This window comes from Pseudomonas sp. 58(2021), from assembly GCF_017491585.1.
In the GTDB taxonomy this organism is placed as follows: Bacteria; Pseudomonadota; Gammaproteobacteria; order Pseudomonadales; family Pseudomonadaceae; genus Aquipseudomonas; species Aquipseudomonas fluorescens_BT.
This window is the reverse complement of sequence record NZ_JAFGYZ010000010.1, coordinates 1-24839: the sequence shown is the minus strand read 5'-3', so window position 1 is coordinate 24839 and position 24839 is coordinate 1. Positions and strand designations below refer to the sequence as shown.

General features: G+C 60.9%; 24 protein-coding genes. 12 read left to right on the top strand and 12 right to left on the bottom strand.

What is annotated here, in order from left to right; all coding sequences use genetic code 11:
• The first annotated feature begins 1 nt into the window (after position 1).
• Complete coding sequence (locus tag J5M72_RS13340; RefSeq protein WP_207865734.1) at positions 2–1303, top strand: ATP-binding protein; 1302 nt, start codon at positions 2–4, stop codon at positions 1301–1303.
• A gap of 93 nt (positions 1304–1396) precedes the next feature.
• Here J5M72_RS13340 and pncA read toward each other — a convergent pair whose 3' ends face one another.
• Positions 1397–2023: a bifunctional nicotinamidase/pyrazinamidase gene (gene pncA, locus J5M72_RS13335; RefSeq protein WP_207865732.1), complete on the bottom strand. Its 627-nt coding sequence runs from the start codon at positions 2021–2023 to the stop codon at positions 1397–1399.
• 222 nt (positions 2024–2245) lie between these two features.
• Here pncA and J5M72_RS13330 point away from each other — a divergent pair, with 222 nt between their 5' ends.
• Complete coding sequence (locus J5M72_RS13330) at positions 2246–4510, top strand: hypothetical protein (protein ID WP_207865730.1); 2265 nt, start codon at positions 2246–2248, stop codon at positions 4508–4510.
• Here J5M72_RS13330 and J5M72_RS13325 read toward each other — a convergent pair.
• The 3 genes from J5M72_RS13325 to J5M72_RS13315 form a co-directional block, all read right to left on the bottom strand.
• Entirely contained in the window at positions 4494–5249 is a 756-nt protein-coding gene (locus tag J5M72_RS13325; RefSeq protein WP_207865728.1) for a transcriptional regulator, read from the bottom strand. The genes J5M72_RS13330 and J5M72_RS13325 overlap by 17 nt on opposite strands.
• Positions 5246–5704, bottom strand: coding sequence for a sigma-70 family RNA polymerase sigma factor (locus J5M72_RS13320; protein WP_243433322.1), 459 nt, complete (start codon positions 5702–5704; stop codon positions 5246–5248). Before J5M72_RS13320 ends, J5M72_RS13325 begins: the two co-directional genes overlap by 4 nt.
• Positions 5705–5793: 89 nt before the next feature.
• Positions 5794–6327, bottom strand: a complete 534-nt coding sequence (locus J5M72_RS13315) for a tetratricopeptide repeat protein (RefSeq protein WP_169430513.1) — start codon at positions 6325–6327, stop codon at positions 5794–5796.
• Between the two features lie 158 nt (positions 6328–6485).
• On the opposite strand from J5M72_RS13315, the gene J5M72_RS13310 reads away from it, so the two are divergent.
• The 3 genes from J5M72_RS13310 to nudC all read left to right on the top strand — a co-directional run bounded on the left by J5M72_RS13310 (position 6486) and on the right by nudC (position 8991).
• Entirely contained in the window at positions 6486–7259 is a 774-nt protein-coding gene (locus tag J5M72_RS13310; RefSeq protein WP_207865726.1) for a class I SAM-dependent methyltransferase, read from the top strand.
• Between the two features lie 82 nt (positions 7260–7341).
• Complete coding sequence (locus tag J5M72_RS13305; RefSeq protein ID WP_085709995.1) at positions 7342–8154, top strand: crotonase/enoyl-CoA hydratase family protein; 813 nt, start codon at positions 7342–7344, stop codon at positions 8152–8154.
• Positions 8155–8160: 6 nt separating this feature from the next.
• On the top strand, positions 8161–8991 hold the full coding sequence (nudC, locus tag J5M72_RS13300; RefSeq protein WP_169430511.1) for an NAD(+) diphosphatase: 831 nt from the start codon (positions 8161–8163) through the stop codon (positions 8989–8991).
• Here the strand turns inward: nudC and J5M72_RS13295 are convergent.
• From J5M72_RS13295 to J5M72_RS13280, 4 genes are all read right to left on the bottom strand, one after another.
• The gene (locus J5M72_RS13295; protein ID WP_207865724.1) at positions 8959–9738 is read right to left on the bottom strand and encodes a TSUP family transporter; all 780 of its coding nucleotides are present in this window, start codon (positions 9736–9738) and stop codon (positions 8959–8961) included. The genes nudC and J5M72_RS13295 overlap by 33 nt on opposite strands.
• Positions 9739–9846: 108 nt before the next feature.
• Positions 9847–10368 carry a hypothetical protein gene (locus J5M72_RS13290; protein WP_207865720.1) on the bottom strand — a complete coding sequence of 174 codons (522 nt, stop codon included), beginning with the start codon at positions 10366–10368 and terminating at the stop codon, positions 9847–9849.
• A gap of 213 nt (positions 10369–10581) precedes the next feature.
• A complete protein-coding gene (locus J5M72_RS13285) occupies positions 10582–11061 on the bottom strand; it encodes a nuclear transport factor 2 family protein (protein ID WP_007951263.1) in 480 nt (159 codons plus the stop codon).
• 53 nt (positions 11062–11114) lie between these two features.
• Entirely contained in the window at positions 11115–11681 is a 567-nt protein-coding gene (locus J5M72_RS13280) for a TetR/AcrR family transcriptional regulator (protein WP_207865719.1), read from the bottom strand.
• Between the two features lie 170 nt (positions 11682–11851).
• Between J5M72_RS13280 and pssA the strand changes: the two genes are divergently transcribed.
• The gene (pssA, locus tag J5M72_RS13275) at positions 11852–13195 is read left to right on the top strand and encodes a CDP-diacylglycerol--serine O-phosphatidyltransferase (protein ID WP_207865717.1); all 1344 of its coding nucleotides are present in this window, start codon (positions 11852–11854) and stop codon (positions 13193–13195) included.
• A 77-nt stretch (positions 13196–13272) separates the two neighbouring features.
• Here the strand turns inward: pssA and efeO (J5M72_RS13270) are convergent, their stop codons facing one another.
• Genes efeO (J5M72_RS13270) through efeU form a run of 4 tightly spaced genes read right to left on the bottom strand, consistent with a single transcriptional unit; the run spans position 13273 to position 17491 of the window.
• Positions 13273–14097, bottom strand: coding sequence for an iron uptake system protein EfeO (efeO, locus tag J5M72_RS13270; RefSeq protein ID WP_207865715.1), 825 nt, complete (start codon positions 14095–14097; stop codon positions 13273–13275).
• Between the two features lie 21 nt (positions 14098–14118).
• The gene (gene efeB / locus J5M72_RS13265) at positions 14119–15417 is read right to left on the bottom strand and encodes an iron uptake transporter deferrochelatase/peroxidase subunit (RefSeq protein ID WP_169430506.1); all 1299 of its coding nucleotides are present in this window, start codon (positions 15415–15417) and stop codon (positions 14119–14121) included.
• Between the two features lie 17 nt (positions 15418–15434).
• A complete protein-coding gene (gene efeO / locus J5M72_RS13260) occupies positions 15435–16634 on the bottom strand; it encodes an iron uptake system protein EfeO (RefSeq protein WP_207865713.1) in 1200 nt (399 codons plus the stop codon).
• An 8-nt stretch (positions 16635–16642) separates the two neighbouring features.
• Positions 16643–17491, bottom strand: a complete 849-nt coding sequence (gene efeU, locus J5M72_RS13255) for an iron uptake transporter permease EfeU (RefSeq protein WP_207865711.1) — start codon at positions 17489–17491, stop codon at positions 16643–16645.
• A 221-nt stretch (positions 17492–17712) separates the two neighbouring features.
• Between efeU and J5M72_RS13250 the strand changes: the two genes are divergently transcribed.
• The 6 genes from J5M72_RS13250 (at position 17713) to J5M72_RS13225 (ending at position 24619) form a co-directional block, all read left to right on the top strand.
• The gene (locus J5M72_RS13250) at positions 17713–18729 is read left to right on the top strand and encodes an AraC family transcriptional regulator (RefSeq protein WP_207865709.1); all 1017 of its coding nucleotides are present in this window, start codon (positions 17713–17715) and stop codon (positions 18727–18729) included.
• A gap of 184 nt (positions 18730–18913) precedes the next feature.
• Entirely contained in the window at positions 18914–20578 is a 1665-nt protein-coding gene (locus J5M72_RS13245; RefSeq protein ID WP_207865707.1) for an AMP-binding protein, read from the top strand.
• Positions 20579–20593: 15 nt separating this feature from the next.
• Positions 20594–21355, top strand: coding sequence for an SDR family NAD(P)-dependent oxidoreductase (locus J5M72_RS13240; RefSeq protein WP_169430501.1), 762 nt, complete (start codon positions 20594–20596; stop codon positions 21353–21355).
• 13 nt (positions 21356–21368) lie between these two features.
• Complete coding sequence (locus J5M72_RS13235; RefSeq protein WP_207865705.1) at positions 21369–22562, top strand: acetyl-CoA C-acyltransferase; 1194 nt, start codon at positions 21369–21371, stop codon at positions 22560–22562.
• Positions 22563–22703: 141 nt separating this feature from the next.
• A complete protein-coding gene (locus tag J5M72_RS13230; protein ID WP_207865703.1) occupies positions 22704–23831 on the top strand; it encodes an acyl-CoA dehydrogenase in 1128 nt (375 codons plus the stop codon).
• A 14-nt stretch (positions 23832–23845) separates the two neighbouring features.
• Positions 23846–24619 (top strand): enoyl-CoA hydratase, encoded by a 774-nt coding sequence (locus J5M72_RS13225; protein ID WP_169430498.1) that lies wholly within the window; start codon positions 23846–23848, stop codon positions 24617–24619.
• Positions 24620–24839 lie beyond the last annotated feature (220 nt).

The following is a 24839-nucleotide window of genomic DNA, read 5'->3' as shown; positions in this document are numbered from 1 at the left end:
GATGTTCAGAATCCTGTTTCGCCTCTATCTGGTGACGATCGTTTCCTACAGCGCGGCGATCTATCTGGTGCCGGATCTGGTGGTGATGGCGTTCAAGCAGCGGTTCGTCACCTACAACCTCGATTATTCCCGTGGCCTGCAATCGCTGATCACCAAGCAGTTTCGCGCCGTGCCGCAGGATCAGTGGCCGGCGGTTGCGGCGTCGATGGACAAGGATTTCCAGCCGCTGCACATCGTCCTCGCCCGTATCGATAACGCCGATTTCACCCCGATCGAACAAGAGCGCCTGCGTCGTGGCGAAAACGTGGTGCGCATCGGCGACTGGGGCTGGCGTACGCTGGCGGTGACGCCGCTGAACGACCAGGTGGCCGTGCAAATGGTGGTCCCGCCGGATCCGATGGACGTGAACCTGTTGTACTGGAGCATCAACGTGCTGATCGGCGCGAGTCTGCTGGCGTGCCTGTTGCTCTGGTTTCGTCCGCACTGGCGCGACCTGGAACGCCTCAAGGGCACGGCCGAACGTTTCGGCAAGGGCCATTTGAGCGAGCGCACGCAGATTGGCCCGAGCTCCAACATCGGCAGCCTGGCCAACGTGTTCGACACCATGGCCGGCGACATCGAAAACCTGCTCAACCAGCAGCGGGACCTGCTCAACGCCGTGTCCCACGAATTGCGCACGCCGCTGACCCGCCTGGACTTCGGCCTGGCGCTGGCGCTGTCCGATGATTTGCCGCAAACCAGTCGTGAACGCCTGCAAGGTCTGGTCGCGCATATTCGTGAACTGGATGAATTGGTGCTGGAGCTGCTTTCCTACAGTCGCCTGCAAAATCCGGCGCGTTTGCCGGAGCAGGTAGAAGTGTCGCTGGACGAGTTCATCGACAGCATTCTGGGCAGCGTCGACGAAGAGCTGGAATCTCCGGAAATCGTCATCGATGTGCTGCTGCATAATCAGCTGGAACGTTTTTCCCTTGATCCACGCCTGACCGCCCGTGCAATTCAGAACCTGTTGCGTAACGCCATGCGTTACTGCGAAAAGCGCATTCAGATCGGTGTGCAGGTTTGCCCGAAGGGCTGTGAGATCTGGGTGGATGACGACGGGATTGGCATTCCGGAAGACGAGCGGGAGCGGATTTTCGAGCCGTTCTATCGACTGGATCGCAGCCGCGACCGGGCCACGGGCGGGTTTGGCCTGGGGCTGGCAATCAGCCGTCGGGCGCTGGAAGCCCAGGGCGGGACGTTGACGGTGGAAGGTTCGCCGTTGGGCGGGGCGCGGTTCAGGCTGTGGCTACCAACCCCCGTTTAGCGCTCGTTGATGATCATTCCCACGCAAACGGTTCGAGGCCTCGACGTGGGAACGATCAGTGCACAGCGATCAGCGTGAGATAACAGGCGTCAGTCAAAGCAGTTCAGTGGAATGGATCAGGCCGACCCCCGCCACTTGCATCTGCTCGATCGCCGCCGTCAGCGAGCCGTTCAGATCAATCGCCCGGCATGCATCCAGCACCACAAACGCATTGAACCCCGCGGCCCGTGCATCCAGCGCGGAGAACATCACGCAGAAATCCAGCGCCAGGCCGACCATGTACACCGTGTCGATGCCGCGCTCCTTCAGATAACCCGCCAGACCTGTGGTTGTGACGCGGTCCGCTTCCAGAAACGCCGAATAGCTGTCGATGTCCGGGTTGCAGCCCTTGCGGATGATCAGTTGCGCATGAGGCAGGTTCAATTCCGGGTGGAGTTCGGCACCCCGGGTGGCCTGCACGCAATGATCCGGCCACAGGGTCTGTTCGCCGTAGGGCAGTTGAATCACGTCGTAGGGCTTGTGGCTGGGGTGACTGGAGGCGAACGACGCATGGCCGGCAGGGTGCCAGTCCTGTGCGATCACGACCTGTTTGAACTGGCGGGCGAGATCGTTGACCAACGGCACTATCCGATCACCCTCGGGCACCGGCAATTGGCCGCCGGGAATGAAGTCGTTCTGTACATCGATGACCAGCAATGCACTACGAGGCGTGATAGACATCGGTAATCCTTACTTGGAAAGTCACTGGTCCAGCATAGTACAGCCTGCCTCGTGCGCCTGATCGGGCGAGCGCAATTCAGCAGCAATTCTTGATCATTTTCTTCGAGAAAACACCTGTCAGATATGACAGTTGTGGCCTTCGCTGCATGGGTATCTGATGGCAGGCAACGCGATCCTGCAGTGATCAATCCCTTTCGATCCGCTGGCAAAGGACTGAAGACGATGGCCGTCCCTACACTCGTTCAACCTCGTATTCCCGGTATGAAACAACCGGTGTCCGCGCCGCAACCGGTCGATGCCGGACTGCCATTGGCGCTGACTTATCTCTATCCCGAGGGGGTCAAGGTTTTCATCGAGCCTTCGGCGGGTATGGTTGCGGATGACAGGCTTGTCTTGCGACTTGACGGTGTTGTAGTGGCAACTAAACCGATTTCCGCCGGAGAGGAAAACCAACGAGCGGACCTGTATGTTCCGGTGAAATATTTGAAGGACGGGCTTAACACGCTGGACTACGGCCTGGAACAAGCCGGCGTCGAGATTGAAACTTCACACCCGTTGCGGGTCTGGTTCCACAGCAAGCGTCCGGGGCTGGTGGATCGTTTTCCCGAGGAGGAGGGGCATTCGGAGCTGAAGCTGAAAGTCGAGCAAGTGGTCCTCGATGAAGGCGTCAATCCCGAACGGGCACGGGAAGGCGTTGCTGTCACGCTTTCCTATCCGCTGATGAGAGCTTTCGACAACGTGCAACTTGATTGCAACGGCGTGATCCTGACGCGGCTTGTGACCCAGGCCGACGTCGATAGCGGAGAGCCTTTGGTGATCAGGATCGAGGAAGCGACGTTCATCGAAGCGGGCGACGCGGCGGATTTTTCGTTGAAGTTCACGGTGACCGATTGTGTTGGCAACGGTCCGGACACCGACAATCCGTACTCGGTCGCATTGCCTTTGTACGTCAATCTTTTGGGGCAATGGTACGACCCGCCGATTGTCAGTGAAGACCCTGCCGACGCCGAAGATGACCCCGATACGATCGACCTCGACAAGCTTGCCGGCGGGCCCGCGACTGCGCAGGTGTACGTGTCACGCGACTGGATGAAAGGTGACGACATTCACCTGTACTGCCGCTTTCAGGATGCGATCGGTGACGTGCAGTCATTGACGTTGGTCGAGACGGTCAAGAACATTCCGTTCATGTACACGTTCTCGGTACCGAACAATTATCTCACTGCCGCCGCGGACGGCACGGCTAAATTCCGGTATACCCGGGTAAGTGGTGGTGTACCGCTGGATCGTTCCGAGACGTTGACCGTCCGCATCATTGGCGGCGCCACCAGTGATCTGTTGCCTCCAACCCTCGTCGGGACTGGCGATCAGTTTGATCCATTGGACTTTCCCGAGGGTCTGACCGTTCGTGTCGAGCACCTTGAGGCCCAGGACGGCGATCAGGCTCGTCTGCTGGTCAAAGGGGCTCCAGGGCTTGGCTCACCGGTGTTCAAGGCGGTCAACTTCAACAAGAATCACCGTGCCAATTTTGTACTCAGGCCTGAAGTGCTTGCGGCCAATCACGGCCGAACGATGACACTGGGTTGGGAGTTGCTGCAGGCAGGAGGCTCGCAGCCATCGGGCGAGCGGGAGGTCACCGTCCACAGGATCGAAGACGCCGATCGGCGCTTGCCAACCCCGGGGTTGCCACAGGCTCTGGATGAAGTGCTCGAACTGGGCGCATTCAAAGGGCACGCTCAGGCAACCTGCAAACCGTGGCCAGGGATGGCTGTGGGGCAGTTACGCTGGTTTCGTCTATGCGGTGTCGGACACGATGACAAGGACCATGAGATCACGATTGCCAACGGCGCTCCGGTCACGGAGCCAGAAACAAAGGCCGGTCTGGACAATGCGCTGATGCGGGATCTATTGCTGAAATTCAAGCCGGAAACCAAGGTGGTCCTGGAGCTGAAGGTGGCATTTGACGGTCATCACGACGAGCGCTCCGCCGTGGTTTTCAAAACCCGCGAGTATAAGGTTCTGAACCTGCCGGCCATGGTATTGGAGGACTTCACGCAGGCACCCGCGCAAGTGGTGACGAAGGGGGGCATCATGGAAACCGCCAACCTGCTTATCAATTTTGTGTCGGGTAGTGGCGAGTGCGCGATCATGCCACGTGCCGATATCGGCCAATCGTTCGCCGGGCGGGTTGAAGGACAGGTGTTGAGTATCGGTCGCGACAGTAATCCTCCGGAGCCGGTGATCGTCGAGCTGGAGTTGAAAGATGCCTGTTCCTGCGCCAGTTTCTGGCATTTAAGCAGTAACTATGAAGACAGTTTCGTGGAGTATCTGTCTGCGCACGGAACCCTGCTTGCAAGCAAGTCTCTCGGCACGTCCTACAGCACGCCACAAAGCGTCTTGCATGAGGCATCGGGGATAAAGTTCATCCGGATTGTCTGTCCGAAGGCAGACTGGTTCTCCCTCGACACGATCAAAGTTGAATATTGATCAGGGTTCGGGCGAAACCATGAAGCTCGGATGTCGGGTTGTATCCGATCAACATCCATGCATGTTCGTGAACGGTCCAGTACACCACATTCATTTTGTGTCGACGCTCCTGCTCCACGGGAAGACTGCCACTGTTCGAGCGCGTCACGCATAGCGCAAGCGGGCCGTATCTGGCGTCCTGATAAACGATTTGCGCAATGGGTACGCCGTCGTATTCGAGTATTTGTGCACGCTTGAACACGGCACCGGGCAGCTTCAGCTTAGCGGGCGAAAGGCTCAGACCCAGGCGCGCATCGACGGTTCGCAACTGCGCCAGTTGCGAGGCTTCATCGGTGGGCAAGTGTTCGAGAGTCTGCGGCACGTACAACGCCATGTAATCGCCCACCCGCTCGCGCCAGTTGTGCGATTGCTGCGCTTGCCAGGCCAGGAACAAGCGGTCCGCCGCGACACCTGCGAGCGCCACGCCCGCTGCCGCTGCGCCGATGAACCAGCGTCGGCTGAAACCCGGCTTCTGCGGTGACGGCGCGGCATCGAGCCGGGCCTGCAAGCGATCGAGCGGCGCCTGTTGCGCCAGTTCGTCATAGGCGGTCTTGAACGGCAGGTTGCTGCGGCTCAGCCATTGCACCCGTAGGCTCAGGAGCGGATCGTCGGCGATGAGACTGTCGAGGTGGCTGCGCTGTTCGCGGTCCAGTTCATCGTCCAGATACGCCACCAGTTGCTCGTCGGAAGGCGTATTCATTGCCGGTCTCCTGCGGGGCTGTTCGGTACCGCTTGCAGCGGCGGGTATTCGGCCAGTTTCAGGCGCGCGGTGGCCAGCCGGCTCATGACCGTGCCGATCGGCACTTGCAGGATCTCGGCGACTTCGCGGTAGGACAGGCCTTCAACGTAGGCGAGATACACCGTTTCGCGCTGAGTTTCCGGCAGCGCATCGACACGGCGGATCACCTGCGCCGCCATCACGTGGGTCTGCGCGGCGTATTCACCATCGAAGGTCAACTGACTTTCGGCGTCCGCCACACCCTGGCCCTGGCGCACCCGACGGGCGCGCACTTCGTTGAGCCAGATCGAATGCAGGATGCTCAGCAGCCAGCGATCCATGCGCGTGCCAGCCACGTACTGGCTCGAACGCTCGAGCGCCCGTACGCAGGTGGCTTGCACCAGATCCTCGGCCACGTGCCGATTGCGCGACAGCAGCAAGCCGTAACGCCACAGGCGCGCCAGGTGTTGCCCGAGTTCGGCTCTGAAGGCCTGATCGCTGAAAATGTTCGCCTCCGCGTGTCGTGTCAGGTTTTCGATGAATCGTTGATGGCTTCCGCCAAGTCTCGGTATTCCTCGCAGGTTGTGCCGCAAATCTTCTGGATGTGCTGCAACTGTTCCTGCGCCAGATCGACGCGACCCTTGATGACATAAGCCTCGCCCAGGTACTCGCGGACTTGCGCGTACTGCGGATCAAGCCTCACCGATTGCAGGTAATAGCCGATGCCTTCGTCGGTGCGCCCCAGTTTGCGCGTGGCATAACCGCGATAGTTGAGGGCCTTGGCGGTGTTCGGTTGTTCCAGCGTATCGAGCAGGGCCAGGGCTTCTTCATAACGGCCGGCCTTGGCCAGACGGTAGGCGTAATCGGTCCGGTCGGCGTCGGGCACCAGATGGCTGGTCTGCATCACGCACTTCTGCGTTTTGGTGTCGAACACCTGGCCTTTGGGGCAGTTGGGTTTCTGAACGGGCGCCTCTTCATCGCCATTGGCGAAGGCGAGGGGGCTCACGAAAACGGCGGCCACCAGCAACGGGGCGGCGAACATAACGGAACGGATAGTCATGGGCAAGGCTCCACAGGGGGTCATGTTTCACTTTGAACACCGCAGGGTGAACATTTATTCATTGCTTTGTCAGGCTTTGTTAAAGGAAAGCCCTTTCTCCGGCGCTATGCTCGTCAGCGTTCGTCTTCGATCTGCAGTTCTACCATGGGAGTTTGGCCATGAAAGATCAGGTTCACCATTCGGCCGCCAGCGGCTACAAAACCGCCGCCGACACCTACGTCAAAGGCCGGCCCGACTATCCGCCTGCCGTTACCGAATGGCTGACGGGCACACTGGGCCTCGATGGCCACAAGACCGTTATCGACCTCGGCGCCGGCACCGGCAAGTTCACCGGACGATTGGTGGCGACCGGTGCTCAGATGATTGCCGTTGAGCCGGTGGCGCAGATGCTGGAGAAGCTGTCGCTGGCCTGGCCGCAGGTGTTGGCCGTCAGCGGTACGGCAAGGGATTTGCCGCTGCCCGATGCCTCGGTGGATGCCGTCGTCTGCGCGCAGGCCTTTCACTGGTTCGCCAGCACCGAGGCGCTGGATGAAATCGCCCGGGTGCTCAAGCCGGGCGGCAAACTGGGCCTGATCTGGAACCTGCGCGACACCCGGATCGACTGGGTGCCCAAGCTGGACGCCATCGTCAATGCGTTGGAAGGCGACACGCCGCGCTTCTACACCGGCGAATGGCGCAAGGCCTTTCCACACCCGGCGTTCGGGCCGTTGCAGGCTCAGCACTTTCAGCATGGTCATACCGGCTCGCCGGAAGATGTGATTTTCAACCGGGTGCGATCCACCAGTTTCATTGCCGCGTTGAACGATCAACAGCGCGCGAAGATCGACGAGCAGATTGCTCAACTGATTGCCGGCGAGCCGCAGCTGCGGGGCAGAGAGGTGGTGACGGTGCCTTACGAGACCGCCGCTTTCGTCGCGGTGAAGAACGGCTAAAGTCCCGCATTTGGCCGAACCGCCGTGCTGATGCCTTGTTATAGTTCGGGCCTCATTTTCAGCCCGGTAAAGGATTTCTGCCATGACTCAATACACCGCCTTCAGCGTCGAACTGGCCGACAACATCGCCCATGTGCAGATCAACCGTCCGGAAAAAATCAACTCGATGAACGCTGCGTTCTGGAGCGAAATCGTCGAGGTGTTCCAGTGGATCGACGACACCGACGAAGTGCGGGTGGTGGTGCTCAGTGGTGCCGGCAAACACTTTTCCTCGGGTATCGACCTGATGATGCTGGCCGGCGTCGCCAACGAGCTGGGCAAGGACGTCGGCCGCAACGCACGCCTGCTGCGCAAAAAGATTCTGACCCTGCAAGCCTCGTTCAACGCCGTCGACAATTGCCGCAAACCGGTGCTGGCGGCGATTCAGGGTTATTGCCTGGGCGGCGCCATCGATCTGATCGCGGCCTGCGACATGCGCTACGCCGCCGAAGATGCACAATTCTCCATTAAAGAAATCGATATCGGCATGGCGGCCGATGTAGGCACTTTGCAACGGTTGCCACGGATCATCGGTGACGGCATGCTGCGGGAACTGGCTTACACCGGTCGCACCTTTGGCGCCGAAGAAGCGCGCAGCATCGGCCTGGTCAACCGCGTCTACAGCGACAAGGACAGCCTGATCGAAGGCGTGATGGACATTGCCCGGGACATCGCCGGCAAGTCGCCGATCGCGGTCACCGGCACCAAGGAAATGATCAGCTACATGCGCGACCATCGTATCGACGATGGTCTGGAGTACGTTGCCACCTGGAACGCCGCCATGTTGCAATCCACCGACTTGCGCGTGGCCATGGCCGCCCATATGAGCAAACAGAAACCCGAATTTCTGGATTGAGAAACCATGACATCTCGCTGGACCACCGCAGTACTGGACACCGATCAACCCGGCGGCTGGGCCGTCGCGCGCAGCCCCGAGGGTTTTCTGTTCGATGACAACGGCGCGCTGTTCCCCCGGGAATGGCTCAAGCGCCAGGACTTGTCGATCCTTGCCGAGCACGGCATCGGTCACCTCGATGGCGAGCCGGTCTACCTGCTGGAATTGCGCAACACCAGCGAGGTGTCGGGTTGTAACTGGAAGGGGCTGCGGGCGTTCATGCTCGATGGCGATCACACTATCTACAAAGTGCTGGGCTATGCCGCACAGATCGGCACCTGGGCCCGTGAACACCGGTTCTGCGGCAACTGCGGTCAGGCCATGACTCAGGTGCCACGGGAGCGGGCGATGTATTGTCAGCCGTGCGAGCTGCGCAGTTATCCGCGCATTTCGCCGAGCATGATCGTGCTGGTGACCCGTGGCGATGAAGTCCTGCTGGCGCGCTCACCGCGTTTCGTCACCGGGGTCTACAGCACGCTGGCCGGGTTCGCGGAGCCTGGGGAATCCGCCGAGGATTGCCTGATCCGCGAAGTGCGCGAAGAGGTCAGCATCGAAGTGAAGAACATCCAGTACATGGGCAGCCAGTGCTGGCCGTTCCCGCACTCGATGATGCTGGGCTTCCACGCCGAATATGCCGGTGGCGAGATTGTCTGTCAGGAAGACGAGATCGAAGACGCCCAGTGGTTCAACGTACACGATCTGCCGCCGTTGCCGGCGTCAAAATCGATTGCCCGTTACCTGATCGACGTCTATGTAGCGCGGCGTTTAGGCCATGCTGAACCAGTGCTGCCAGGCTAGGCGCACGGTCAACCCCAGCACCACGGTGATGAACACCGGACGAATGAACTTGGCGCCGCCGCTGATCGCGGTGCGCGCCCCGAAGAATGCGCCGACCATCACCGACAGGCCCATGCTCAGGCCGATGATCCAGTCCACTTGCCCGGAAAACACGAACACCGACAGCGCTGCAATGTTGCTGACGAAGTTCATGCTGCGCGCCACGCCGCTGGCCTTGACCAGATCGATCGGGTACAGCAGCAGGCTGCTGACCGTCCAGAACGCGCCGGTGCCAGGACCCGCCACGCCGTCGTAGAAGCCGAGGCTGAAGCCCTGGGTCGATTGCCACTTTTTCTTGATCGGTGCGTCGCTGTCCAGGGGCGCTTTCGGCGTGCCGCCAAACAACAGGTACAGGCCGCAGGCGAAGACGATTACCGGCAGCATCTTGTTCAGCCATTCCGCCGGCAGATAGTGGGCGACGATGGCGCCGGTCAGGGCGCCGACCAGCGTGCCAATGATCGCGTGCATCCATTGCCTTGGGTGGAACAGCTTGCGCCGGTAGAAAGTAAAACTGGCGGTGGCCGAACCGAAGGTCGAACTCAACTTGTTGGTGCCCAGCACCAGGTGCGGCGGCAGGCCGGCGGTGAGCAGCGCAGGCGTGGTCAACAGACCGCCACCGCCGGCGATGGCGTCGATGAATCCGGCAATGAAAGCGACAAGGGCCAGAACGGCCAGGGTAGTGAGGTCAACGCTGAGTTCGAAAGGCATGGAATCGGCTTATTTCGGCAGGGCAGGAGCGGGCGGTCATCATAGCCGTAACACCCGGTCATCGCGACTTGGATCCTCGTCGATCAAGTGGAGCTCGGACGGAAGTCGCTACACGACCGAGAACCAGACTTTGCTGATGAGGTAATGCCCTTTGTTTCCAAAGGGATCGTTGGGAATGGCGAAGTGAACACTTAACCACTCGTAACCGGGCCGGATAGTGCCTTTGAGCGTCAGCGTTCTTGTTTGCGGATCGACATAGCGTACTTCGGGCCATACTTCATGCTCACCAGTGTTGCGATTGGTCGTCCAGAGCGTGCAGTAGATGTGCGCGTGAAACATTGGATTGGGGGTTTTGCTGAGGACCGGGATGTGAATTCGTCGATCCTTGGTGTCTTGCAACGGGGCGGCATTGGGAGCCTGGATCCGGGAACTGAAAGCGAACACTCCCGGTTGAATGTGAAAGGTCTTTGTTGCAAGACTCTGCCCCTGGTTTCTACCACCGACCAAGCGTGCGGCATAGCTACCGTTGTGGCGTTCGACGGACATCGGTGTGTCGTAACCTTGTGGAATCCATTCGCTGAAATCACCGGTGCTGAAATCACCATTTGGAACCATGTTTTTCTGGGTCATATCAGTCGCTCACTGTCATGGTCGATAGAGAGGCCGTTAATTCGGCCAAATATGGCTGCATGACAATGATTTGATGAATTTGCTGTTGTCGCTACTGTCATTACTGACAGTCCATAAGTACCTTTTGCGATAAAAACAATGGGCTATTGTTGTTTTGGGAAAAGCACGAAATGGAAGCATCCCTGCTTCCATCGTGAGTGGCGGGCTCCGTGATTACAGACCCAGCTCGGACAACCCCGGATGATCATCCGGGCGTCGGCCCAGAGGCCAGTGGAACTTGCGTTCGCTTTCCTTGATCGGCATGTCGTTGATGCAGGCGTAACGCTGGAACATCAGGCCGTGCTCGTCGAATTCCCAGTTCTCGTTGCCGTAGGAGCGGAACCAGTTGCCCGAGTCGTCGTGCCATTCGTAGGCGTAACGCACGGCGATGCGGGTGTCGGAATAAGCCCAGAGTTCCTTGATCAGGCGGTAATCCAGTTCCTTGGCCCATTTGCGGGTCAGGAACCCTTTGGCTTCTTCGCGGTTGTTGGCGAATTCGGCGCGGTTGCGCCATTTGGTGTCCAGGGTGTAGGCCAGCGACACGCGCTCCGGGTCGCGGGAGTTCCAGCCATCTTCGGCCAGACGAACTTTTTCAATGGCCGATTCACGGTTGAACGGTGGCAATGGCGGACGAACTTCGGCTGCAGTAGACATGTTTGTCTCCCGATCTATTAACAGTTAAACAACTTGTCAGGCTTATTAAGGCGTTACAGGTCCAATAACTTTCGCGCCATGCATTGCGCATTATCGGCGGCACTGTGATCACCCATCACAAGCGCTACGGTAATGGCGCCGTCAATCAGGATCAGCAGCTGCTTGGCCAACAGCTGCGGGTCCTCGGCACCATGTTCGGTACACAGCTCGCACAGGTAGTCGAGCAGCTTTTGTTTGTGGTCTTTGGCGACCAGGCGCACCGGATCCTCGGGATCGCCGGTTTCGCCACTGGTGTTGATGAAGGCACAGCCCCGGAAACCTTCCGAGGCGAACCAGCCCTTGAGTACGGTAAACAGGTTGAGCAGGCGGTCGGCCGGGGTTTCGGCCTGATCGACGGCGCTTCTGTACCAGTGCATCCAGCGCACGTCGCGGCGTTGCAGGGCGGCGACGGTCAACTCCTCCTTGTTGGCGAAGTAGCGGTAGATACTCTTTCTGGAAACACCGGCGGTTTTCACCAGAAGATCCATGCCGGTGGCCGCGATGCCACTTTTGTAGATCAACTTTTCGGTGACATCCAGAATGATGTCTCGGGTCGTGTCGTTGCGTGTGATTTCGTTCATGTGATGAACAGTAGAACGATCGTTCTCCTTGGTCAAGAAATTATTTTACGATCGTTCCCGCGCGCTGCATTCCCACGCAGAACGTGGAAACGATCAATCAGGCGTGAAGACCCGAAGGAGTTGATGGTGTAAGCTCTCGGGTTCTTCGGATTCGACCCATTGCGAGCCCTATGCCGTTGCTTTTCAAACGCTCTCTGCTGCCCAAGTTGCGCAGCTTTCCGCTGACCGCCGAGGCCGTGACCATTCTGTCCGGTGCCGCCGAGTTCCGCCGTTGCCTGCTGGAGAAAATCGCCCAGGCGACCCAGCGCATCTACCTCGTCGCGCTCTATCTGCAAAACGATGAGGCCGGCCAGGAAATTCTCGAGGCCTTGCACGCCGCCAAACTCAAGCGTCCCGAGCTTGAAATCGCGGTGGTCGTCGACTGGCTGCGGGCCCAGCGCGGCTTGATCGGTGCCGGCAAGCAACCGGGCAACGCCGCCTGGTATCAGGAGATGACCCGCACCCACCAGAGCGTGGTGCCGGTTTATGGCGTGCCGGTGCAGACCCGCGAGCTGTTCGGCGTGCTGCACCTGAAGGGCTTCGTGATCGACGATTGCGTGGTCTACAGCGGCGCCAGCCTGAACAACGTCTACCTGCACAAGTTCGACAAGTATCGCTTTGACCGTTATCACGTGTTGCAGAACCGTGAATTGGCGGACTCCATGCACCACCTGGTCAAGCACGGTCTGATCGAATCCAAAGCGGTGCATCGCCTCGACCTGCCGAACCTGCCGACCACCCGCAGCCTGCGCAACGACATCGGCGACCTGCGCAGCCGTCTCAAATACGCCGCGTATGACACCAGTGCCGGCAGCACGGCGCATACCGGCCTGTCGGTCAGCCCGTTGCTCGGTGTGGGCAAGAACAATCCGCTGAACCGGGTGATTCTGGAACTGATTGCCAGCGCCCAGAAGCAACTGACCATCTGCACGCCGTACTTCAACCTGCCGCTGGGGGTGATCCGCGAGATCAACCGGGCGCTGGCCCGTGGTGTGAAGATCGATATCGTGGTCGGCGACAAGACCGCCAACGACTTCTACATTCCGCCGACCGAGCCGTTCAAGGTGATCGCCGCGCTGCCGTATCTCTACGAGATCAGCCTGCGCCGTTTCGCCAAGCGCCATCAGCGCAACATCGACAGCGGCCAGTTGAACCTGCATCTGTGGCGTGAGGGCGACAACAGCTATCACCTCAAGGGCATGTGGATCGACCAGCGCTACACGCTGCTGACCGGCAACAACCTCAACCCGCGGGCGTTCCGTCTCGACCTGGAAAACGCGTTGTTGATCGATGACCCGAAAGGCGAGTGGCTGGAACCGCGCCGCCTTGAGCTGGAAAACATCTTCGAACACACCACGCGGATCGAGCGATTCCAGGACCTGGAAGCCTTGGCGGACTATCCGGCCGGGGTGGCCAAGTTCCTCAAGCGCGTGAGCCGGGTGCGGGTCGAACGGTTGCTCTATCGCATCCTCTAATGCACAGAGTTTTCAGCGTCGCTAAAAATGTCTTCGCGAGCAAGCCCGCGAAGGCGGCAGAACAGGCGCTACACGTCTCAGTTCAGACCGAGCTTGCCACGCAGCGTCGACAGGTCTTCTGCCAGGGTATTGACCGGGCCCACCAGCGCCTTGCGGTCGTTGTCCTTCACCTTGTCGTAAGTCTCGAAACCACCGTCCCTGGTCTTGTACTTGGCCAGGATCTTGTCCACGGTGGCGAAGTTCTTGTCGACTTTGGCCACAAACGCCTTGTCCTGCTTCTCGATCTGCGGACGGAACAGGTCGACGATTTTCTTCGCGCCGTCGATGTTGCCCTGGAAGTCATAGAGATCGGTGTGGCTGTAACGGTCTTCCTCACCGGAGATCTTGGTGGCGGCGACTTCTTCCAGCAGTGCGGCAGCACCGCCGACGACTTTCTCGGGCGGGAAGGTCAGGCCGGCGACGCGGGTCTGCAGGTCCTGGACGTCTTTATCCAGCTTGTCGGCCAGATCGTTCAGGCCCTGGGTGCTTTTTTCCGAGAACAACGAGTACTCGAGGCGGTGAAAACCGGTGAAGTCTTCAGCCTTCACGCCTTTTTCGTGGTCGTCGACGCGGGAGTCGATGGATGCATCGAGGTCACTGAACAGCTCGGCGATTGGCTCGATCGACTCGTAATAAACGCGGGTTGGCGCGTAGAGTTTTTGCGCGGTGGCCAGGTCGCCCTTTTTCACGGCATCGGTGAATTGCCTGGTGTGGGTGCCCAGTTGGTCCAGTTGCTCGGTGACGTAGATCTTGTAGTCCGAAACCGGCCCGACCAGATCCAGCGGCGCGGTCGCCGCGAACGCCGACAGCGGGGTGTTGAGTAGACCAAGGGTCAGCAATAACGCGATGGGCGTCTTTTTCATGGGGGCGGCTCCTGTTGAATGCTATGCAGTTGTTTTTGGTTGGGTAGCGTTGAGCAGCGAGCGACCGATGAAATCCTTGTCGCCCGTAACACCCGGCAGGGTGAAGAAGTAACCGCCGCCGACCGGCTTGAGGTATTCCTCCAGCGGCTCGCCGTTGAGGCGGGTCTGAACGGTGATGAAGCCTTTTTCCAGATCGGCCTGGTAGCAGATGAACAACAGGCCCATGTCGAGCTGGCCGTTCTTGTTCACGCCGTTGGAATAGTTGAACGGCCGGCGTAGGATCAGATTGGCCTGGGTCGCGGCGGTGCGCGGGTTGGCCAGACGGATGTGCGCGTCGAGCTTGGTCAGCTTGCCTTCCGGGTCCTTGCTGTAGTCCGGGACTTCGGTTTCATGGCTGGCGCCCATTGGCGCGCCGGTGGTTTTCACCCGGCCGATGATGCTTTCCTGCTCCTGTAACGGCGTGCGGTCCCAGCGTTCGACGAAGTTGCGGATGATCCGCACCGCTTGATAACTGCCGTGGACGGCCCAGGCCGGTTCGTCGCTGCCCGGTTGCACCCAGACGATACGGTCCATGGCTTTGTCGTCGTTGGAATCCGGGTTGGCCGAGCCGTCGCGAAAACCCAGGAAGTTACGCGCCGATTGCGCCGGCACACCGGGTTTGGCCGGGGCTTGCGGCGGCACGCTGCCTTCCTGTTTCCAGCGCACCAGCAGCAGGTCCGGCAGGTTTTTCACGATGTCGCGCAGGGCGTGGATGTTGGTGTCGGCGGTGTTGGAGCAGAACTGCAGGCTCAAGTCGCCGTGGCAGCAATCGGCTTCCAGCGCATCGTTGGGGAAGCCGACCATGCGGATCAGGCGCTTGGGCTTGGCAGCGGCGAGGCCGAAACGCTCGTCGAACAGCGATTCGCCCACCGACACCGTAATGGTCAGGTTGTCCGGGGTGACCACCGGGCCGAGGATGCCGGAATCCGGCGGCGGCAGCTTCGGATCGATCTGCGCCACCGGCCCGCCCTTCATCAGGAACGCGATGCGCTCGTTGAGGGTGCGGAACAGGCGTTCGAGGTCTTCACGGTCGCTGGCCAGCACATCGAATGACACCAGCATGCCGGACGCCGGACGCGGGGTGACAATGCCGGTCTGGTGTACGCCATGGAAGTCGTGATGATCCTGGGTCTTGTCGCTGCTCGGTGCTTCGGTGACTTGCGCGGGTACGGCGGCCATGGCCGGGCAGCTCAGGGCGGTGCCGGCCAGTGCGACGCCGGCGGCGCCCATCCCCATCAGTACGCGACGGCGTTGCAGGTTGAAGTGTTCGGAATCGTTCATCGGTATTCGTCTTCTATTTACAGGCCGGAGAGGCCGAGGGCGGGATCGATGCCGTCGAGGGCGTCGGCCAGGGTCTTGGCCTTGTCGGCGATCTGTTTGCGTTGTTCACCGCTGACGGTGTCGTAACTGGCGTAGCCATCCTTGACCTTGAAGCCGTTCAGGGTGTTGTCGAAATCAGTCAGCGCGCTGTCGATTTTCGGCAGCAGTTCGGCGGCGGATTTGCTCAGCAGCGGCCGCAGCAGTTCGACGACTTTGTGCGCGGTCTCCAGATTGGCTGCGAAACCGTTGAGATCGCTGTGGCTGTAGCGTTCCTCTTCGCCGCTGGCGGCGCGCACGTCGGCCAGGGTGTTGAGGTTGCGCACGAGGATTTCCACCAGTTGCTCCGGCGGCAGCGATTGGGCCAGCAACTGTTGTTTCAGCGTGTTGACGTCGCCCAACAGGCGTTCGGCAACCGGCGACAGGCCGTCGAGACTGCGTTGCTGGAACAGCGCGTACTCGATGCGATGGAAACCGACAAAGGCCGGATCCTGCTCGCGTTTTTCGAAGTAATCGGCGCGGGCGTTGATGCTGTTGTCCAGTTCCGCCAGGCGTTGTGCGGCCGGGGCCAGACGCTGATACGCGGCACGGGCCGGCAAATACGCCGCTTGGGCCTGGGCCAGATCACCGCGGGTGATTGCCTGGTTGAGCGCCGTGACAGCTCTGATCAGCGCGCTGCCCTGAGTGGCCAGATAAACCCGGAACTCCGACAGCGGCCCGACGAAAGCGACCATCGACGGCTTGGCCTTGGCGGCGGCGTCGGAAGCGGCGGTCGGCGTGACATGCAGCACGCCGCGCGGATTGCTCAGCAACCCGCAGGTGATGGCGTAGTCGCCGGGTTGCAGGTTGGCGTTGATCACCTGGCTCAGGCCCGGCGCGATGTTCTCGCGTTCCTCGATCACCAGCACGCCGTCGAGGATTTCCCATTCCACCGCCCGGTCGGAGCGGTTGACGATGCGGAAACTGGCGCGCCCGGCGGGTACGCTCAGCTCGTTCGGCTCGCAACTGCCGGGGTGGATGTTGACCACCACTTCGTCATGATTGTGCTGACGTTTGGCCGCGGCCATTTTCGAGGCGTAGTAGAACAGGCCGCCGGCGGCGATCATCACGACCACCGAACCGGCCACCGCCCAGCGCAAGGCGCGGGGAGGCGAGGCCTGAGGGATATTAGGCTTTGACATGGAGGCCCTTATTGGCTGGAAACGGAATTCGAGGCGGCGGCTTTGGGTGCAGGGGCGGGAGACGGATAGAAGAACATCACCAGCGCCACCACCAGATAGATCAGATACGCACCGAGGGTGCTGACGGTCGGGGCATCCTGATAACCGAACATGCCGGCCAGCACCGAGCCCAGCGGGCCGTCCATCGGCAACGTCGCGCTGAAGTCGAAGAGCACGGTTTGCAGGTGATTCCAGACCCCGGCTTCGTGCAGCGCCTGCACCGAGTTGGAGAGAATCCCGGCAGCGACCACCAGGATGAACAGTCCGGTCCAGCGGAAGAACGCCGACAGGTTCAGGCGCATGCTGCCACTGTAGATCAGGAAGCCGACGACGATGGCCAGGATCAGGCCGAGCAGGGCGCCAATCGGCGCGCCCGGGCCTTCGCTCTGCTGGAACACGGCGAGCAGGAAGAACACCGTTTCCAGTCCTTCCCGGGCGACGGCGAAAAACACCATGGCGATCAGGGCGATGACCTGATGCTTCGACGAAGTCAGTGCGTGATCGAGAGAGGCTTGCAGCGAATGTTTGATCGAACGCGCCACCTTGCGCATCCAGAACACCATGGAGCTGAGAATCCCCACGGCGACAAGGCCGACCACGCCTTCAAAGAGTTCCTGCTGTTTTTGCGGGAATTCGGCGCTGACCAGTTCCAGGCCACCGCCGACCAGCAACGCCAGCGCAGCGGCGAGAAACACGCCGATCCATACCGCCGGCATCCACTGGCCACGACCGGTCTGTTGCAGGTAGCTGGCGATAATGCCAACGATCAGCGCGGCTTCAATGCCTTCACGCAGCATGATCAGAAAGGGAACGAGCATTCGGCATCCACTGTGTAACGAAATGAGGTTACAAGTTGTAACATAATGAAAGTCATTCTCACATGCCACTCATTGACATTTACCTGAACGATAGCTGAACAGGCCTGAAGAACAATCATTCTCATGTCAGCCAAAAGCATTTCAGAGCGTGAGCGAGCTGTGTCTCGATGGCTGCGTTAAGATGCCAGCCACTCGAACAACAACAGGATTTGCCTCGATCCATGTCGGAAAAAGACACCATCGCCATTCAACTGGTGCGTGAAGCACTGCAGCAAAGTTGTGCGCCGGGCGTGGCCACGGAGGAAGTCTTGAACAAGGTCGGCATCGATCCGGCGCTGCTGGGCACCGATGACGCCCGCGTGCCCGCCGGTCAATACGCGCGGTTGTGGCGGCTGCTGGCGCGGCGGGGAGACGACGAGTTCTTTGGCATGGACCCGCGCAAGCTGAAGTCCGGCAGCCTGGAGTTCCTCTGCCGCAGCGCGATGGCCCAACCGAATCTGGCGGCCGGGCTGAGCAGCGGTTTGAGTTTCCTGTCGCTGATGCTTGAACGCCTGCCGGCACAACTCGTGCACCAGCAAAGCCTGGCGGAAATCGTCCTGCTGGAGGACGACCCCGAGCCGCGCCGCGCCTTCACCTATTTCACTTACTGGATGATCGTCCACGGCGTGGCGTGCTGGCTGGCGGGGCGGCGGATTCCGATCCTGGCCATCGAGTTGCGCTGCCCGGCGCCGGATTTCTGTGATGACTATCGGGTGATGTTCTCCGAGAACCTGCGTTTCGACCGGCCGCGCACGCGGATGATTTTCGCCGCCGACGTGCTGGATCTGCCGATCAAGCGCAGCGCCGAGGAGTTAAAGCGTTTTCTGGCCCATGCCCCGGCGAACATTCTGGTGAAGTACCGCGACCCGGAAAGCCTTGCCAGCCGGATCAAGCAGGATCTGCGGCAGTTGCCCGCCGAACAGTGGCCGGAAACCGAAGCCCTGGCCCAGCAACTGTGCATGTCGGCCTCGACCCTGCGTCGGCGTCTGGCGGAAGAGGGGCAGACGTATCAAGGCCTCAAGGACAGCGTGCGCAAGGAATTGGCGATTACCTGGCTGGCAGAGCCTGCGATCAGTTTTGCCGAGATCGCCACGCGGCTGGGGTTTGCCGATGCGAGCTCGTTCTACAAGGCGTTTCGCAAGTGGTCGGGAACTAATCCTGGGCACTATCGCAGCTTGATCCTCAACGAAGCGTCCTGACCCACACTACCCGCCGCTGGTTCTCGTTCCCACACTCCGCGTGGGAACGATCATCGACGCGAACCTTGGCCAAACCAGTCATCCACTTTGAGGGCTTTGACCATTGCCGCAATCGGCGTGCGGCGCGAGTATTCCTCTGTTGTTTACGGTTCCCCAACCTAATAAGAACAGAGGGATTCTGGCAATGCGCGATTACTTGTCTGCCACCGCACAGTTTGATTATCAGCACACCGTGGACGCCGCACTCAGCGGCTCGCTCGAGGCGCTCAACGCCTGCGTCGAATGTTGTGACCGTCACGCCTTGCCGGGGCGCATCGCGCTGTTCTGGGAAGGTCGCGACGGCGCCAGTGCGACGTACACCTTCAGCGACCTGCAGGACAAAGCCGCGCGCTTCGCCAATTTCCTTCTCGCCCAAGGCGTGCAGAAGGGCGACAAGGTCGCTGGCCTGCTGCCGCGCAATATCGAATTGCTGATCACCGTGTTCGCCACCTGGCGCATCGGCGCGGTGTATCAACCGCTGTTCACCGCGTTCGGCCCCAAAGCCCTCGAACATCGCCTGAACAGTTCCGGCGCCAAAGTCGTGGTCACCGATGCCGTCAACCGGCCCAAGCTCAGTGAAGTCGCCGATTGCCCGACGCTGGTTACCGTCGGCGGCCCGAAAGGCCAGGGCATCGTCCGAGGCGATTTCAGTTTCTGGGCCGAGTTGCCCAACCATTCCAGTGTCTGCGAACCGGTGATGCTGACCGGCGAAGACCCGTTCCTGCTGATGTTCACTTCGGGCACCACCGGTCCGTCGAAAGCGCTTTCGGTGCCGCTCAAAGCCATCGTGGCGTTCCAGAGTTACACCCGCGATGCCGTGGATCTGCGCCCGGAAGATGCGTTCTGGAACGTCGCCGATCCGGGCTGGGCCTACGGCATTTATTTTGGCGTGACCGGCCCGTTGTCGATGGGCCATCCGATCACCTTCTACGATGGCCCGTTCACCCTCGAAAGCACTTGCCGGGTGATCAACAAGTACGGGATCACCAACCTCACCGGTTCGCCCACGGCGTATCGTTTGCTGATTGCCGGCGGCGATGAGTTTGCCAAATCGATCAAGGGCAAGTTGCGCATCGTCAGCAGTGCCGGCGAGCCGTTGAACCCGGAAGTGATCCGCTGGTTCGCCGACAACCTCGGCGTGGTCATTCACGACCACTACGGCCAGACCGAACTGGGCATGGTGCTGTGCAACCACCACGGCCTCGAACACCCGATCCACCTCGGCGCTGCCGGTTTCGCCTCGCCGGGCCATCGCATCGTGGTGCTCGACGATCAGTACAACGAACTCGGCGTCGGTCAGCCCGGCATTCTCGCCATCGACCGCACACAGTCGCCCATGTGCTGGTTCGCCGGTTACGAAGGTGCACCGACCAAGGCCTTCGTCGGCAATTACTACCTGAGCGGCGACACCGTGGAGTGGAACCCGGACGGCAGTATCAGCTTCGTTGGCCGCAGCGATGACGTGATCACCACGTCCGGCTACCGGGTTGGCCCGTTCGACGTGGAAAGCGCTCTGATCGAGCACCCGGCGGTGGTCGAAGCGGCGGTGGTCGGCAAGCCCGATCCCGAGCGCACCGAACTGGTCAAAGCCTTCGTCGTGCTCAACCCGCAATACCGCGCCGAACCGGCGCTGGCCGAAGAACTGCGGCAGCACGTGCGCAAGCGCCTGGCCGCGCACTCGTACCCCCGTGAAATCGAATTTGTCAGCGAGTTGCCGAAAACCCCGAGCGGCAAATTGCAGCGCTTTATCTTGCGCAACCAGGAAATCGCCAAGGCTCAAGAGGCCGCGGCGCACAAAGTTTCAGCTTGAATCAGGAAGTCAGTCATGCAGATCGAGAACAAGGTTTTTATCGTCACCGGCGGCGCATCCGGCCTGGGTGCCGCCACCGCTGAGTTGCTGGTGAGCGCCGGTGCCAAAGTGATGCTGGTGGACATGAACGCCGAAGCCGTCGCCGCCCAGGCACAGCGCCTCGGCGCGCAAAGTGTGGTGGCCGACATCAGCAACGAAGCTGCCGCCGAAGCCGCCGTGCAGGCCACGGTAAAAGCCTTCGGCAGCCTCAATGGCCTGGTGAACTGCGCCGGCATTGTTCGTGGCGAAAAAATCCTCGGCAAGAACGGTCCGCATGCGTTGGCGAGCTTCGCCCAGGTGATCAACGTCAACCTGATCGGCAGTTTCAACATGCTGCGTCTGGCGGCAGCCGCGATTGCCGAAAGCGAAGCCAACGCCGACGGTGAGCGCGGCGTGATCATCAACACCGCATCCGTCGCGGCGTTCGACGGCCAGATCGGCCAGGCGGCGTATTCCGCGTCCAAAGGCGCCATCGCCAGCCTGACTCTGCCTGCCGCGCGTGAACTGGCGCGCTTCGGCATCCGCGTGATGACCATCGCCCCGGGCATTTTCGAAACCCCGATGATGGCCGGCATGACCCCGGAAGTGCGCGACTCGCTGGCCGCCGGCGTACCGTTCCCGCCACGCCTGGGCAAACCTGCCGAGTACGCCGCGCTGGTGCGGCATATCATTGAAAACAGCATGCTCAACGGCGAGGTGATCCGTCTCGACGGTGCCTTGCGCATGGCCGCCAAGTAAGGAGGATTTTTTCATGACCATCTCCAACGATCCGATTGTCATCGTCAGCGCCGTCCGCACCCCGATGGGCGGTTTTCAGGGCGAACTGAAAAGCCTGACCGCGCCGCAACTGGGCGCCGCTGCAATCAAGGCGGCGGTTGAGCGTGCCGGTGTGGCCGCCGATGCGGTCGATGAAGTGTTGTTCGGCTGCGTACTGCCGGCCGGGCTCGGCCAGGCGCCTGCGCGTCAGGCTGCGCTGGGCGCCGGGCTGGATAAATCCACCCGCTGCACCACCGTCAACAAGATGTGCGGCTCGGGCATGGAAACCACCATTCTGGCTCACGACATGTTGCTGGCCGGCAGCGCCGATGTGGTGATCGCCGGCGGTATGGAAAGCATGTCCAACGCGCCGTACCTGCTGGACCGCGCCCGTGCCGGTTATCGCATGGGCCACGGCCGGGTGCTGGACTCGATGTTCCTCGACGGCCTCGAAGACGCTTACGACAAGGGCCGCCTGATGGGCACCTTCGCCGAGGATTGCGCCGAAACCAACGACTTCAGCCGCGAGGCTCAGGACGCTTTCGCCATCGCCTCGACCACCCGTGCCCAGCAGGCAATCAAGGACGGCAGTTTCAAAGCCGAGATCGTTCCGCTGACCGTCACCGTTGGCAAAGAACAGGTTGTGATCAGCAACGACGAGCAGCCGCCAAAAGCCAAGCTGGACAAGATCGCGTCACTGAAACCGGCGTTCCGCGAGGGCGGCACTGTGACCGCCGCCAATTCCAGCTCGATCTCCGACGGCGCCGCCGCACTGGTGCTGATGCGCCAGTCGCAAGCGCAGAAGCAAGGTCTGAAACCATTGGCGGTGATTCACGGCCACGCCGCGTTTGCCGACACTCCGGGCCTGTTCCCGGTGGCACCGATTGGCGCGATCAAGAAACTGATGAAGAAGACCGGCTGGTCGCTGGATCAGGTCGACCTGTTTGAAGTCAACGAAGCTTTCGCCGTGGTCGGCATGGCGGCGATGACCCACCTGGAAATTCCTCACGACAAGCTCAACATCCACGGTGGCGCCTGCGCCCTGGGCCATCCGATCGGTGCCTCCGGTGCGCGGATTCTGGTGACCTTGCTCTCGGCTCTGCGCCAGAAAGGCTTGAAACGCGGTGTTGCGGCGATCTGCATCGGCGGCGGCGAAGCCACGGCGATGGCTGTCGAGTGCCTCTACTAAAGCTCGCGCATCTCGAATTGTGGGAGCGGGCTTGCTCGCGAAAGCGTCCTGTCAGCCAACACTCACTGTGCTGATCCACCGCTTTCGCGAGCAAGCCCGCTCACACAGGGGATAGACGGTGCCAATGAATAAGGATTTGCCATGATTCCCAATGACGACCAACAACAAATCCGCGACATGGCCCGGCAGTTTGCCGAGGAACGGCTCAAACCGTTTGCCGCCGAGTGGGATCGCGAACACCGCTTCCCGAAAGAGGCCATTGGCGAAATGGCCGGGCTGGGCTTCTTCGGCATGCTGGTGCCGGAGCAGTGGGGCGGTTGCGACACCGGTTATCTGGCCTACGCCATGGCGCTGGAAGAAATCGCCGCCGGCGACGGCGCCTGCTCGACGATCATGAGCGTGCACAACTCGGTGGGTTGTGTGCCGATCCTCAAGTTCGGCAACGACGACCAGCGTGAACGTTTCCTCAAACCGCTGGCCAGCGGCGAGATGCTCGGTGCCTTCGCGCTGACCGAACCCCAGGCCGGCTCCGACGCCAGCAGCCTGAAAACCCGTGCGCGGCTGGAAGGCGATCACTACGTGCTCAACGGCTGCAAACAGTTCATCACCTCCGGGCAGAATGCCGGGGTTGTGATCGTGTTTGCGGTCACCGATCCGAGTGCCGGCAAGCGCGGGATCAGCGCCTTCATCGTGCCGACCGATTCGCCGGGCTACAAAGTCGCCCGAGTCGAAGATAAGCTCGGCCAGCACGCGTCGGACACCTGCCAGATTCTGTTTGAAGACGTGAAAGTGCCGGTGGCCAACCGGTTGGGCGAGGAGGGCGAGGGCTACAGGATCGCCCTGGCCAACCTCGAAGGCGGCCGTGTCGGCATCGCTTCGCAATCGGTGGGCATGGCCCGTGCCGCGTTCGAAGCCGCCCGTGATTACGCCCGCGAGCGTGACACCTTCGGCAAGCCGATCATCGAGCATCAGGCCGTGGCGTTCCGCCTGGCGGACATGGCCACCCAGATCGCCGTGGCGCGGCAGATGGTGCATTACGCCGCCGCCCTGCGTGACAGCGGTCAGCCGGCGCTGGTCGAGGCGTCGATGGCCAAGTTGTTCGCCTCGGAAATGGCCGAGAAGGTCTGCTCCATGGCCTTGCAAACTCTGGGCGGTTACGGTTACCTCAACGACTTCCCGCTGGAGCGCATCTACCGCGACGTGCGGGTCTGCCAGATCTACGAAGGCACCAGCGACATTCAGCGCATGGTCATTTCGCGCAATCTTTGAGAAGGAATCTGCACATGAGTTACGAAACGATTTTGCTGGAAACCCACGGCCGCGTCGGCCTGATCACCCTCAATCGCCCGCAGGCGCTCAATGCCCTCAACGCGCAACTGGTCAGCGAAGTGAACCGCGCCCTCGATGGCCTGGAAGCCGATGCGAACATTGGCTGCATCGTCATCACCGGCTCGAAAAAAGCCTTCGCTGCCGGCGCCGACATCAAGGAGATGGCCGAGCTGACCTATCCGCAGATCTACATGGACGATCTGTTCAGTGACAGCGACCGCGTGGCCAACCGCCGCAAGCCGATCATCGCGGCGGTCAACGGTTTTGCCCTCGGCGGTGGCTGCGAACTGGCGCTGATGTGCGACTTCATCCTGGCCGGCGACAACGCCAAATTCGGCCAGCCGGAAATCAACCTCGGCGTGCTGCCGGGCATGGGCGGCACCCAGCGCCTGACCCGCGCCGTGGGCAAGGCCAAGGCCATGGAAATGTGCCTGAGCGGGCGTTTGATCGACGCGGTGGAAGCCGAGCGCTGCGGCATCGTCGCTCGGATCGTGCCGAGTGATGAACTGCTGGACGAAGCGCTAAAAGTCGCGGCGGTGATCGCCAGCAAATCGCTGCCGATTGCGATGATGGTCAAGGAAAGCGTCAACCGCGCGTTCGAAGTGAACCTGACCGAAGGCGTGCGTTTCGAGCGCCGGGTGTTCCATGCGGCGTTTGCGACGCAGGATCAGAAGGAAGGGATGGCTGCGTTTGTGGCCAAGCGGCCTGCCGAGTTCCAGGGCAAATAACGCGGCGCCCTCAAGAGCCCCCTCACCCTAACCCTCCCGAAACGTCGGACCGCCCGGAGGGAGAGGGGACTGACCGGGTTGTACTCGGGAGTTACGCCGACCTGAATTACCGAGTCGAACTCAGGCTGTAAAAAGCATGTAGTCCGCTATCCATAATCGACGCGATCTTTCAGGTCGATGTATGACGCCAGACACCTCGGTCAGCTCCCTCTCCTGGGGG

Excerpts from the sequence above, each read along its gene's own strand:
- J5M72_RS13340 (WP_207865734.1), top strand. The coding sequence starts at position 2 with ATGTTCAGAATCCTGTTTCGCCTCTATCTGGTGACGATCGTTTCCTAC.
- pncA (WP_207865732.1), bottom strand. The coding sequence starts at position 2,023 with ATGTCTATCACGCCTCGTAGTGCATTGCTGGTCATCGATGTACAGAAC.
- J5M72_RS13330 (WP_207865730.1), top strand. The coding sequence starts at position 2,246 with ATGGCCGTCCCTACACTCGTTCAACCTCGTATTCCCGGTATGAAACAA.
- J5M72_RS13325 (WP_207865728.1), bottom strand. The coding sequence starts at position 5,249 with ATGAATACGCCTTCCGACGAGCAACTGGTGGCGTATCTGGACGATGAA.
- J5M72_RS13315 (WP_169430513.1), bottom strand. The coding sequence starts at position 6,327 with ATGACTATCCGTTCCGTTATGTTCGCCGCCCCGTTGCTGGTGGCCGCC.
- J5M72_RS13310 (WP_207865726.1), top strand. The coding sequence starts at position 6,486 with ATGAAAGATCAGGTTCACCATTCGGCCGCCAGCGGCTACAAAACCGCC.
- J5M72_RS13305 (WP_085709995.1), top strand. The coding sequence starts at position 7,342 with ATGACTCAATACACCGCCTTCAGCGTCGAACTGGCCGACAACATCGCC.
- nudC (WP_169430511.1), top strand. The coding sequence starts at position 8,161 with ATGACATCTCGCTGGACCACCGCAGTACTGGACACCGATCAACCCGGC.
- J5M72_RS13295 (WP_207865724.1), bottom strand. The coding sequence starts at position 9,738 with ATGCCTTTCGAACTCAGCGTTGACCTCACTACCCTGGCCGTTCTGGCC.
- J5M72_RS13290 (WP_207865720.1), bottom strand. The coding sequence starts at position 10,368 with ATGACCCAGAAAAACATGGTTCCAAATGGTGATTTCAGCACCGGTGAT.
- J5M72_RS13285 (WP_007951263.1), bottom strand. The coding sequence starts at position 11,061 with ATGTCTACTGCAGCCGAAGTTCGTCCGCCATTGCCACCGTTCAACCGT.
- J5M72_RS13280 (WP_207865719.1), bottom strand. The coding sequence starts at position 11,681 with ATGAACGAAATCACACGCAACGACACGACCCGAGACATCATTCTGGAT.
- pssA (WP_207865717.1), top strand. The coding sequence starts at position 11,852 with ATGCCGTTGCTTTTCAAACGCTCTCTGCTGCCCAAGTTGCGCAGCTTT.
- efeO (WP_207865715.1), bottom strand. The coding sequence starts at position 14,097 with ATGAAAAAGACGCCCATCGCGTTATTGCTGACCCTTGGTCTACTCAAC.
- efeB (WP_169430506.1), bottom strand. The coding sequence starts at position 15,417 with ATGAACGATTCCGAACACTTCAACCTGCAACGCCGTCGCGTACTGATG.
- efeO (WP_207865713.1), bottom strand. The coding sequence starts at position 16,634 with ATGTCAAAGCCTAATATCCCTCAGGCCTCGCCTCCCCGCGCCTTGCGC.
- efeU (WP_207865711.1), bottom strand. The coding sequence starts at position 17,491 with ATGCTCGTTCCCTTTCTGATCATGCTGCGTGAAGGCATTGAAGCCGCG.
- J5M72_RS13250 (WP_207865709.1), top strand. The coding sequence starts at position 17,713 with ATGTCGGAAAAAGACACCATCGCCATTCAACTGGTGCGTGAAGCACTG.
- J5M72_RS13245 (WP_207865707.1), top strand. The coding sequence starts at position 18,914 with ATGCGCGATTACTTGTCTGCCACCGCACAGTTTGATTATCAGCACACC.
- J5M72_RS13240 (WP_169430501.1), top strand. The coding sequence starts at position 20,594 with ATGCAGATCGAGAACAAGGTTTTTATCGTCACCGGCGGCGCATCCGGC.
- J5M72_RS13235 (WP_207865705.1), top strand. The coding sequence starts at position 21,369 with ATGACCATCTCCAACGATCCGATTGTCATCGTCAGCGCCGTCCGCACC.
- J5M72_RS13230 (WP_207865703.1), top strand. The coding sequence starts at position 22,704 with ATGATTCCCAATGACGACCAACAACAAATCCGCGACATGGCCCGGCAG.
- J5M72_RS13225 (WP_169430498.1), top strand. The coding sequence starts at position 23,846 with ATGAGTTACGAAACGATTTTGCTGGAAACCCACGGCCGCGTCGGCCTG.